Source organism: Micromonospora yasonensis (assembly GCF_026013475.1).
GTDB lineage: Bacteria > Actinomycetota > Actinomycetes > Mycobacteriales > Micromonosporaceae > Micromonospora > Micromonospora yasonensis.
Genome location: NZ_JAPDPH010000243.1, coordinates 1 through 10,104, shown reverse-complemented (window position 1 = coordinate 10,104; position 10,104 = coordinate 1). Strand labels below are relative to the sequence as shown.

At 70.8% G+C, this 10,104-nt stretch carries 12 protein-coding genes and 3 pseudogenes; 5 read left to right on the top strand and 10 right to left on the bottom strand.

Annotated features, from left to right (window positions below; all coding sequences use genetic code 11):
• The 5 genes and pseudogenes from ONA70_RS31050 to ONA70_RS31030 form a co-directional block, all read right to left on the bottom strand.
• Nucleotides 1–415, bottom strand: a pseudogene (locus ONA70_RS31050) (hypothetical protein); the annotation flags it as partial.
• A 387-nt stretch (nucleotides 416–802) separates the two neighbouring features.
• Entirely contained in the window at nucleotides 803–1,855 is a 1,053-nt protein-coding gene (locus tag ONA70_RS31045; RefSeq protein ID WP_265010046.1) for a tyrosine-type recombinase/integrase, read from the bottom strand.
• Nucleotides 1,845–2,147 (bottom strand): hypothetical protein, encoded by a 303-nt coding sequence (locus tag ONA70_RS31040; RefSeq protein ID WP_265010045.1) that lies wholly within the window; start codon nucleotides 2,145–2,147, stop codon nucleotides 1,845–1,847. Before ONA70_RS31040 ends, ONA70_RS31045 begins: the two co-directional genes overlap by 11 nt.
• 398 nt (nucleotides 2,148–2,545) lie before the next feature.
• Nucleotides 2,546–3,003 (bottom strand): annotated as a pseudogene (locus ONA70_RS31035) (ArsI/CadI family heavy metal resistance metalloenzyme).
• A 20-nt stretch (nucleotides 3,004–3,023) separates the two neighbouring features.
• On the bottom strand, nucleotides 3,024–3,170 hold the full coding sequence (locus ONA70_RS31030; RefSeq protein ID WP_265010044.1) for a hypothetical protein: 147 nt from the start codon (nucleotides 3,168–3,170) through the stop codon (nucleotides 3,024–3,026).
• Nucleotides 3,171–3,247: 77 nt separating this feature from the next.
• Between ONA70_RS31030 and ONA70_RS31025 the strand changes: the two genes are divergently transcribed.
• The 5 genes and pseudogenes from ONA70_RS31025 to ONA70_RS31005 all read left to right on the top strand — a co-directional run bounded on the left by ONA70_RS31025 (nucleotide 3,248) and on the right by ONA70_RS31005 (nucleotide 5,807).
• Nucleotides 3,248–3,622, top strand: a complete 375-nt coding sequence (locus tag ONA70_RS31025) for an ArsR/SmtB family transcription factor (protein ID WP_265010043.1) — start codon at nucleotides 3,248–3,250, stop codon at nucleotides 3,620–3,622.
• Nucleotides 3,619–4,326, top strand: a pseudogene (locus ONA70_RS31020) (aquaporin); the annotation flags it as partial. The gene ONA70_RS31025 and the pseudogene ONA70_RS31020, both read left to right, overlap by 4 nt.
• A gap of 20 nt (nucleotides 4,327–4,346) precedes the next feature.
• On the top strand, nucleotides 4,347–4,862 hold the full coding sequence (locus ONA70_RS31015) for a GNAT family N-acetyltransferase (RefSeq protein WP_406601282.1): 516 nt from the start codon (nucleotides 4,347–4,349) through the stop codon (nucleotides 4,860–4,862).
• A gap of 13 nt (nucleotides 4,863–4,875) precedes the next feature.
• The gene (locus ONA70_RS31010; RefSeq protein ID WP_265010042.1) at nucleotides 4,876–5,280 is read left to right on the top strand and encodes an arsenate reductase ArsC; all 405 of its coding nucleotides are present in this window, start codon (nucleotides 4,876–4,878) and stop codon (nucleotides 5,278–5,280) included.
• Nucleotides 5,281–5,435: 155 nt separating this feature from the next.
• Nucleotides 5,436–5,807 carry an ArsR/SmtB family transcription factor gene (locus ONA70_RS31005; RefSeq protein WP_089006332.1) on the top strand — a complete coding sequence of 124 codons (372 nt, stop codon included), beginning with the start codon at nucleotides 5,436–5,438 and terminating at the stop codon, nucleotides 5,805–5,807.
• Nucleotides 5,808–6,016: 209 nt separating this feature from the next.
• Here the strand turns inward: ONA70_RS31005 and ONA70_RS31000 are convergent, their stop codons facing one another.
• From ONA70_RS31000 to ONA70_RS30980, 5 genes are all read right to left on the bottom strand, one after another.
• Entirely contained in the window at nucleotides 6,017–6,310 is a 294-nt protein-coding gene (locus ONA70_RS31000) for a hypothetical protein (protein WP_265010041.1), read from the bottom strand.
• Between the two features lie 278 nt (nucleotides 6,311–6,588).
• Nucleotides 6,589–6,975 (bottom strand): hypothetical protein, encoded by a 387-nt coding sequence (locus ONA70_RS30995; RefSeq protein WP_089006330.1) that lies wholly within the window; start codon nucleotides 6,973–6,975, stop codon nucleotides 6,589–6,591.
• A complete protein-coding gene (locus tag ONA70_RS30990; protein WP_265010040.1) occupies nucleotides 6,972–7,157 on the bottom strand; it encodes a hypothetical protein in 186 nt (61 codons plus the stop codon). The genes ONA70_RS30995 and ONA70_RS30990 overlap by 4 nt, the downstream gene beginning before the upstream one ends.
• Before the next feature lie 368 nt (nucleotides 7,158–7,525).
• Nucleotides 7,526–8,377: an NmrA family NAD(P)-binding protein gene (locus ONA70_RS30985; RefSeq protein WP_265010039.1), complete on the bottom strand. Its 852-nt coding sequence runs from the start codon at nucleotides 8,375–8,377 to the stop codon at nucleotides 7,526–7,528.
• Between the two features lie 294 nt (nucleotides 8,378–8,671).
• Nucleotides 8,672–10,104, bottom strand: a 1,433-nt coding sequence (locus ONA70_RS30980; protein ID WP_406601281.1) for an amylo-alpha-1,6-glucosidase, incomplete at its 5' end; no start/stop codon positions are given.

Genomic DNA, 10,104 nt, shown 5'->3' with positions numbered 1-10,104 from the left:
TGAGCAGATCGGGCGTCGGGATCGCCGCCAGCAGCACCACCTGGTGCGGGGTGATGCCGCACATCTGCCGGGCCGCGGCGGGCAGGGGTAGTGCCCCGCGGGTGCCGACGGCATGCGTCCCGTCGGGTGCGGCGGTGATCAGGAGCAGGCCGTCGGTGACGTCGATGTGGAGGCGGTGACCGGGCGGCCAGCGCAGCGCCCGCAGCAGCGCTCGGGTCGCCACGCGGCCGTCGGCGTCCGGGCGGGCCACGTCGAAGACGATGCCGTCGACCGGTTCCCGCGCAGCTGGGAGGGCTGCGGGCAGTGCCGGCATCGGAGCCGGTGGCGGTGCCGGGCGAGGAAGCGGGGTGGGGATGACCGCGCCGATGAGTTGCTCGTCGAGGCGTCGGCGGGGCGGTTGCCGGGCGGCCGTCATGGTGACCGCCGCAGCCGTTGGCGCGGCCTCAGCGCGTGGCGCCGGGCGCCCTGATCTTCGATGTGTGCACGGGTGCTACGCGGTGCCCTCATCGGGAGCCACCAGGGTGGTGAGCTCCCGTGATCTGGCACGAAGAGTGGTGTCCGAGGGGGGAATGTAGCATCCGTTATACAAACGGGTGCTCATGCGTTAAGACTAGCACTTCACGATGCGTAACACCATAGGCGTGAGCTGCCCACGAGCAGGCCACGACGCAACTAATGCAATCAATTCTGCTGCCTGCGCTGGCACCGATACGGCCGAAGAATCCGGGCTTCTTGAAATTGCCGTGCGGCGCGATGCGGAGCCATTCCCCAGCACGCCGCCCGGGCGGGTCACATAGGCTAATCAGGGCAAGGTATCTGTCGCCGGGCCGTTGGAGGTCTCGCTCGTGTTGGCGAACGGGTGTGGCTGTCCGGTCATCGCCGACAGCGCGTCGGCCAGGTCGTGGAGGTCAGCTTTGATGTAGGTGGTGGTAGAGGAGCCTGGGCTGTCGGTGTGACCGGCGTAGGCGCGGGCTATCCCGTAGCCGAAGTTGCGTTCCACCCAGGTGAGGGTGGTGTGCCGCAGCCAGTGGGTGGAGATGCCTTGGGTGGCGACCCAGGGCAGTCGTTCGCCGATGCGTTTCCATAGGTGGTCGTAGCGGCGGCTGCTGATCGGCAGGCCGTTGCGGTAGCGAAGTAGCCGGTCGATGGGCCGGGCGGCACCGCGGGCCTGGGCGTGTTCGTACAGGTGCTCGGCGAGGTCGAGGGTGATCGGCTGCCACCGCACGACGCCGTTCTTCTCGATCAAGCGCACGAGCCCGTTCGTGCGGTCCAGATCGACGAGCCGCAGGGCGATGGCGCCGCCGCGCCGGCAGGCGGTCTCGGTGTGCAGGCGCAGCAGAAGGGCGTCGAGGATGACGTCGTTGCCGCTGGTACGCGCCACCGCGTTGATCTCCTCCAACTCCTTCGGTGTCAACGCACGGCGGGTGCTGGGCAGACGGCGCGGCTTGGCGACGCGGTGAGCGGGACTTGCCGAGGCGTCGATCAAGCCGTCGGCGATGGCCCGGGAGTAGAAGGCGCGAGCGGCGGCGATGACATGCTCGCCCGCGTGCCGGCCGTTGCGGCTGTTACGCCGCGACCGCGCAGTGGTGGTCATCTGCTGTTTCAGGGCCTCGACGTCGCTGGCCGCGACCGCGTCCAGCGGTCGGTCGCCCCACGCGGTGGCCATGCGCTGCCAGTAGGTGCCGTAGGTGCGTTGGGCGCCGGGGCCTGCTGCGGCGATGACGCGGGGTAGGTACTCGGCGATCGTCGGCAGGGCGGCTGGGCCGTCGGTGTGGGATCGGAGGTCGGTCAGGGTGACGCCGAGGTGAGCCAGGACCTGCCACGCGGCGGCGACGGTGGTGGCGTCAGCGGACATGTCCGGCTCCCGCAAGTCGGGTGTGTAGATCGGCGAGGAGGCGGATGACGGTGCCGGCGGGGTGCACGACGAGCAGGTCGTGGGTGACGAGAGCGGCGAGCAGCACCGGCTGGCCTGGCTTGATTCCGCACATTCGCCGGGCAGGTGCCGGTAGGGGCAGCTCGCCGCGGCTGCCGATCTGGCGTCGTCCGTCGTGGGCCGAGCAGACGACGAGCATTCCCTCATGTGGCTGGATGTCGAGGCGGCGGCCCGGCGCCCAGCCCAACGGGTGCAGGAGCTGTTGCGCGGTCACCCGGCCGCAGCTTGACGGGACAGCCATCCCCAGCAGCACGTCCTGCGCGGCGGCGAACACCGGCGGAGGAACGTGAACGGGCAGTGCCGGCATCGGCCTCGGGCACGGGCGGGGCCGGGTGGGTGGGGCGGCAGGAACGAGCGGCCGGACGAGTTGTTCGCCGTGTAGGCGGGAAGGTTGTGTCATGCCGGCGACAACGGCAGGTGCGGTCCCGCGTGCCTGCCATCAGTGCCACAGTGACTTGAGCCGACCTGCTGTGGGAGCGGCTTGACCGTCGGAGGCACCGAAGTGGTCACCGAGCACCTCCTGTTGCTGTCTGTCGCCGTTGTCAGGCGATAGGAACGCGTGGAGGGGTGTGGGTGCGCGGCGGCCATGGCCGCCGGGCACCCACACCACGTTCAGCAGCAGCTTGACGCGTTTCCGCTGGTTGCGGGTTCCGTCTCGGCCGCCGGGGTGCAGCAGGCGCCTCGGCGGTCTTCTCCAACTGTGGGGAGTCGGCCTTGACGGTGTAGACCTCCCAGGGTTCGTTGCCGGGGCCGCGTACCCAGACCTTGTCCTGGAGGGCGTAGCAGCACTCGGTGTTGTTCTCCTCCAGTGTGATCAGGCCGGAGTCGGTGAGGCGCTGGGTGGCGGCGTTGACCTCGTCGGTGCTGAACACCTCGACGCCCAGGTGGTCCATGACCGTCGGCTGGTCGGCCTCGCCCTCAAGGAGGACGAGCTTCAGGGGCGGGTTCTCGACGGCGAAGTTGGCGTAGCCAGGGCGACGCTTGGCCGGCTCGACGCCGAACAGCTTCGAGTAGAAGGCCACCGAGCCTTCGAGGTCGGACACGCGCAGAGCGAGCTGGACACGGGACATGATTTCTCCTCCTGACGGGTTCAGCGGACGTAGTTGGTGAGAGCAGTGGTGCAGGTGCGCTCGTAGCGGGCGTCGGCGCGGCAAGCCGCGGTGCATACCTGCCCGCACGATTCGCACAGCGTCACGTCCTCGGCGTCGACGTGACGACGCCGGAACAGCTTGATCATCGCTTCGTCCTTGCCTAGATGTTTTTCGAAGCAGGACCCACGTTGCACGCTGTTTTGAAATCTGTCAACCTAGAGGCATGTCGAAACAAGCGCTGCCGGTGGTGGACCTGAACGCGGTCGCCTGCTGCTCCCCCATCGCCGCTAGCCCGATGGACGCCGATCAGGCGACGGTGGTCGCGCCGATGTTCAAGGCCCTGGGTGACCCGGTCCGGCTGCGGCTGATGTCGATGATCGCTTCGGTTCCCGAGATCTGCGTCTGCGACCTCACCCCAGCGTTCGACCTGTCCGGGCCGACCATCTCCCACCACCTGAAACTGCTGCGGGAGGCGGGGTTGGTCGACTCCGAGCGGCGCGGCACCTGGGTGTGGTACCGGGTGAGGCCGGAGGCGTTCCGGCAGCTCGGCGCGCTGCTGGAGGTCTCCTCCGCCCCGGCCGCCGGTGGCACCGCGTGAGCCTCACCCTGACCCGGCGGGCGTCGGCGGAGTTCGCCGGCACCGCCCTGCTGGTTGCAGCCGTGGTCGGGTCCGGGATCGCCGCCGCTCGGCTCTCCCCCACCGACGTCGGCCTCCAGCTCCTGGAGAACGCGATCGCCACCGCCCTCGCGTTGGGCGCGCTGATCCTGACCTTCGGCCCAGTGTCCGGGGCGCATTTCAACCCGGTCGTGTCCGCCGTCGACTGGTGGCTCGGCCGCCGCACCGGCACCGGCCTGACCGGCCGCGACCTCGCCGCCTACACCGCAGCCCAGACCTTCGGCGCGATCACCGGTGCGGTCCTGGCGGACCTCATGTTCGGGCTGCCCGCCGCGACCTGGTCCCGCACCGATCGCACCGGTGGGAACCTATGGCTGGCCGAGGTGGTCGCCACCGCCGGCCTGGTCGTCCTCGTCTTCGCCCTCGCCCGCAGCGGCCGCACCGCCGCAGCCCCCGCCGCCGTGGGCGCCTACATCGGCGCGGCGTACTGGTTCACGTCCTCGACCTCGTTCGCCAACCCGGCCGTCACCATCGGCCGGGCCTTCACCGACACCTTCGCCGGCATCGCCCCATCGTCCGTGCCCGGCTTCATCGCGGCCCAGCTCGTCGGCGGCCTGCTCGCCGTCGCCGCCCTCGCCGCCTGGTACCCCCACGCCGCCGACTCCGCCGACGCCGTCGTCGTGCCGCACCTTGCCCAGGAGAACCGATGACCGCTCCCGCCAGCGCCACCGGCATCACCATCACCGCAATGGGCGGCCAGCACGCCGATGCCGTGCTCGACATCTACCGGCTCGGCATCGCAACGGGCCACGCCACCTTCGAAACGGAGCCACCGACCTGGGGGCGGTTCACCGCGACCCGGCTGCCTGACCATCGTTGGGTGGCTGTCGACTCCGCCGGCCGGGTCCTCGGCTGGGTGGCCTGCTCGGCCGTGTCCGACCGGTGCGTCTACGCCGGGGTGGTCGAGCACTCCGTCTACGTCCACCCCGACGCCCGCGGCCGAGGAGTCGGCCGGCTCCTGCTCGACTCCCTGATCGCCTCCACCGAGCAGGCCGGCATCTGGACCATCCAGTCCGGCATTTTCCCCGAGAACACCGCCAGCCTCGCCCTACACACCGCCTGCGGCTTCCGCACCGTCGGCACCCGCGAACGCGTCGGCCGCCACCACGGCACCTGGCGCGACGTCACCCTCATCGAACGCCGCAGCCCCACCGTCGTCTGATCGGATCTCACGAATGAACAAGCCCAGCGTCCTGTTCGTCTGCGTCCACAACGCCGGCCGCTCCCAGATGGCCGCCGGCTGGCTGCGCCACCTCGCCGGCGACACCGTCGAGGTCCGCTCCGCCGGCTCCGCACCCGCCGACCAGGTCAACCCGGCCGCCGTCGAGGCCATGCGCGAGGTCGGCATCGACATCACCGACCAGACCCCCAAGCTCCTGGAGTACGAGGCCGCCGAGTCCTCCGACGTCATCGTCACCATGGGCTGCGGCGACGCCTGCCCCGTCTTCCCCGGCAAGCGCTACGAGGACTGGAAGCTCGAAGACCCGGCCGGCAAGGGCGTCGAAGCGGTCCGCCCGATCCGGGACGAGATCCGCGCCCGGGTGGAGAAGCTCCTCACCGAACTGGGTCCCACCGCCTGACCAACCCGCCGGCGCTGCCCGTCCGCCCGGTCACCCGTCGGGCGGGGCCGACCCTCGCTCATCCGGCCGCTGACAGGTCGACACGGCGCACTGCCCGCAAACTGACGGTGACCCCGTACTGGTTCAACCGGCGTATCGATGGTGTTCGTGCAACGATGGAAGGCGTGCCAACTGCGAAAACTGCAACCCCTGCCGTCTCGCCGCTTGCCGGCGAGCCGATCAAGCGCGCCGATGCCGAGCGGCTCGCCGGAGTGCTGAAGGCCGTCGCCGACCCGGCCCGGCTACGACTGCTCAGCCTGATCCAGTCCGCCCCCGAGGGCGAGGCGTCCGTCAGTGACCTCACCGCCCCGCTGGGGCTCTCCCAGCCGACCGTGAGTCATCACCTTCGGATCCTCACTGAAGCCGGCCTGCTCGAGCGCGACAAGCGCGGCGTCTGGGCGTACTACCGCCTCGTGCCGTCCGCGATCGCGGCGATCGCCGACCTGCTCACTCCGCCCCGAAAGCGAGCGACGAAGAAGACCCGCTGAGCGGCACCCGCGGAGAGCGGCGCCCCCTCCTGCGGGCGCCGGCAATGACGTCCGCTCTGGTCACGGCCGCGTCGACCAGGCCAACAAGGTCTTGCCTCATCAACCGTGCCTGGGCTGATCAGATCGGTGGCCACACCGTGGCTTCCGAGTAGGGACACCAGTGTTTGCCTGTGGTCGGCCAGCCGGCGCCGCTGGCCGGTAAGCCGCTTTCAACGGTGGCGATAGGCCGACCGGGCGTCAGACCAAGCGGTGCCTACCGCCTGGCGCAGGGCAGCGCGGATGCGCTCGGCAGTGGGGAGATCCAAGCGACAGGCCGCTGAACCGTCGCCGATGCCGCCCATCACGTCCACACCGTTCACCAGGATCGACGGTGACGGGTAGTCCCCCACGACCTCGGTGACCACCGCGAGGGGCAGACCGAGGTCGGCCAGCGCCGCGTGCAGCTCGTGCCGAGCCGGCGCGAGGTTCGGACAGCCCGGCACCGAACGAAGCTCAACAGCCACCCGGCCCTCTCCTGTGCGATCTGCTGCCGCGGTCATCACAGCCCTCCTAGCAAACGGCCCTCGGTGGCATCACGCCTCACCGACTGGCCGGCACGGCTCTACCCATACCTGACTGAACCTTTCAGCCAGGGGAAGGTCAAGGCGCGACGACAGGAGGCACCAGATGCGGATCGGAGAACTTGCATGTTGCCGGAGATGGTGAGCCGGCCGCGTTGACCGGTGCACATCGGGTCTGGCTCGCCGTCGCGCTTGCGGATGCACGCCGTGTAGTACCTGGGTCAGATGGGGATGACTGGGCCGCCGCCGGCGATGCCGCCGTACAGGCCGGGCTGGCCGGTCAGCACGCTGCAGCCGAGGTCGATCGCGGCGAGCACCGCGGTGGCGGCGTCGACCCTGCCGACCGTGTCGAGGGTGACTGCGAGGGCCTCCCAGCTGTCCGGCGGCGGCGAGAGGATCTCGGCGATCGGGTGGTTGACGAGCAGCTGCAGGCGGTCCCTGTCGACGACCACCCGGGCGGCTTCGGCCACGCACAGTACCGGCAGCCCGAACACGCAGTTCTCTTCGTCGGCGACTTCGGCGATCACCTCACCGACGTCGATCGACCCTCGGGTGAAGGCAATGATCGCGGAGGCGTCGAGGACGACCCGGACGGCCGGTTCAGTCACGCGGCGCGGGCCGGCAGGCCGAGCTGCTCGCGAGCCTGGGCGTCGAGCTCCGTCGTCCACCGCTCCCGGGCCTCGTCCAGGCGGCGGCGCGCGCGAGCCTTCCCCTCATCGGAGACGACGATGCCGGCAGCGGCGAGGATGTCCTCGCTGCGGGCGCCGGTGTTGGGGCTCCTGTCGGCCATGCCCGCAGGATACCCCCTGATACGGGTGGGAGTCACCGACAGCGCCGCCGGCGGTGCTGCCGGGCGCTGGGGCTGCTGGTGCTGGTGCTGGTGCTGGTGGGGCAGTTGAGCGTGGCACGCGAACGGCGGGAGCGGGACCTCGAGGAGAGGCGCAGCCAGGCCGTCATGGTCGCAGCCTGGTACGACGGGGATGTGACCAGGACGTCGATGGGAGGGCGGTTCATTGGCACGGCTTACACCGCGGTGCCCATCTCGCGTCTTGGGGTATCGGCTGGCCCCTTTCGCGTCACGTCAAGCTACGGGGCGGGCGCGCCGAAAACGAGCGTGAGCCCCGACGACGTCCCTTAGCCGCCCTTAGCCGGGAGCGTTCACGGAACGGATCCAAACGTGTGGTGAGCCCAATCGGCGAAGCTGGTCCAGCCAACCTCCGGGTATGCGGCGTGCAGCGCGGCGATGTCGACCTGGTAGCCCGGCCCATTCAAGAACGCCCACATCGCGTGCATGTCCGGATTGCCGATCTCGGCCAGCGGCACCCTCTCATGGCGCACTTCCCGTCCCAGCGCCGCGCTCAGCGCGGCCGCCATCTGGGCGGGGGTAGGGGCATCGCTGGCCAGCTCGATGCGTCGCCCGACGTAGGGGGCGGGGTCGAGAAGTACCTGCGCGGCGAAGACGCCGAGGTCGGTGCGGGCAAGCTGCTGCAGCGGCCGATCCGCCGGCAGCGGCAGCTCGAGCACCCCACGGCGAATGCGGTCCGCCCCGCCGAGGGCGTTGTCGAAGAAGTACACCGGCCCCAAGATCGTGTAGGGGACGTCACCAGCAGCCAGCTCGGCTTCGATGCGCGCCTTGCTGTCGAAGTGCGGCACACCGCTTCCCTGATCGGCGCCGGCCACCGAACTGAACACCAGATGCGGCACTCGAGCTTCGCCCGCGGCGGCCAAGATCGCCCGTCCCTGGGCCACCTCGGCAGCCACGCCCGCCTCGAATGGAGTCGTGAGCGCGAAGGCGGCCCCCGCGCCCGCCATCGCCGTGGCCAGCGAACCGCGATCATCCAGCGAACCCGCGACCACCTCGACACCCCGGTCGACCAACCGGCGAGCCGCCCCCCGCCCCGGGTCGCGCACCAGCGCCCGCACCCGGGCCCCGCGGCCAAACAACGCCTCGATAACGGCGCTGCCCTGACCGCCGGTCGCCCCAAGCACCAAGATCGGCCCATCGGCCATCAAGACACCTCTCCTCGGCGAGCACGCGCGGCGACCGGTCGTCGCCGCGCACCACACTATCCGCGCGCCTCGGCCACCACCCCACCCTTACGCACGCTCGCGCGACTGCCGTTGCGGCCTCCTGGCGCTAAACATGCCTTCGACCCGCAGCCAACACCTCGCAGTTCAGGCCAGCGGCGCGTCCCGCCCGCCCTGCTGGCGGATGCTGACTGGACGGAAAACAGTCGCACCACCGCTCTAGTCCCAGATTCTGGACCGCATTCTCGGCGGGAGCCCGGCTGCACCGGCCGCCCGTCACCCGCTCCCGTGCTCGGAGATCGCCTGGCGCGGGGCCCGGCGGATCACCGCCAGCCGGTCGCCGCGCACGGTCATCGAGGTCCGCCCGCCGCGCCGGCGCCGCACGGTCAGGTCTACCGTGGCGCGCCCGATGCGTACGCCCTCCAGCCGCAGGTCCGGCAGCCACTCGGGCAGGTGTGGATCCACGAGGATCGTGCGCAGCGGCGCGGCCGGTCGTAGCGCCAGCAGGGCCTGGACCAGGGCGATGATCGAACTGGCCGACCAGGCCTGCGGGGAGCAGGAGTTCGGGTATACGCCGGGGTGGGGGTGGGCCGGGTCGCGGGGCAGCCCGCTGAGCACCTCGGGCAGGCGGTGTTCCTCGAACAGCGCCGCCGCGGCGAACATCCCCTCGGCCAGTCGGTGCAGGTGCGCCCAGCAGCCGTACCGGGCCAACCCCAGGCCGATCGTGCCGGCCTCCACCGGCCAGACACTGCCCCGGTGGTAGCTGAACGGGTTGTACGCCGGATGGTCGGCCGACAGCGTCCGCACCCCCCAGCCGCTGAACATGTCGGGTGCGAGCAGCCGGTCGGCCACCAGCGCGGCGGCCCGGGCCGGCACGATGCCGGCGGCCAGCAGATGCCCGTCGTTGGAGTTGGTCGAGCGCACCGGCCGCTTGTCCGGCCCGAGCGCCATCGCGTAGCAGCCCCGGTCGGGCAGCCAGTAGGCGCGATGGAAACGGCGGCGCAGCGCCCGGGCCCGGGCCAGCAGGGCGGCGCCGCGCGCCGGATGGCCGGTCACCGTGAACACCACGGCGGCGTGCCGCAGGGCGGCGTACCAGTAGGCCTGCAACTCGCTGGTCGCGATCGGGTCGGTCACCAGCTGCCCGTCCTCGTCGACGATCGCGGTGTCGGAGTCCTTCCAGCCCTGGTTCTTCAACCCCGCCCGGGACCGGCGGTGGTACTCCAGGAAGCCGTCGCCGTCGGGGTCGCCGTACCGCTCGAGCCAGCCCAACACCCGCTCGGCCGTCGGCAGCAGCTCCCGCACGGTGTCCAGGTCACCGGTCCAGGCGAGGAACTGCCCGAGGAAGACCAGGAAGTCCGGCGCCGTCGACCAGTCGCCGTAGTAGCTGGTGAACGGGTTCAGCCCGAGCGCGGAGACCGGTCCCTGCCGGGCCTCGTGCAGCGGCTTGCCCGGCTCCTCGTCGCGCCAGTCGTCCAACCGCTCACCCACGTGCCCGGCGATGAGCCGCAGACTGTCGCCCAGCATGGTCGGACCGGCCAGCAGCGCCTGCCAGGAGGCGGTCATCGTGTCCCGACCGAAGATCTCCTGGTAGATGGGCAACCCCGCGATCGGTGCCGCCGGCCCGGCCGGCTCGCCGAGCGGCAGCACGGCCAGGTCGTGCGTGGCGCACCGCCACGCCGCCGTCACGTCGAAGTTGCTGCTGTTCAAAT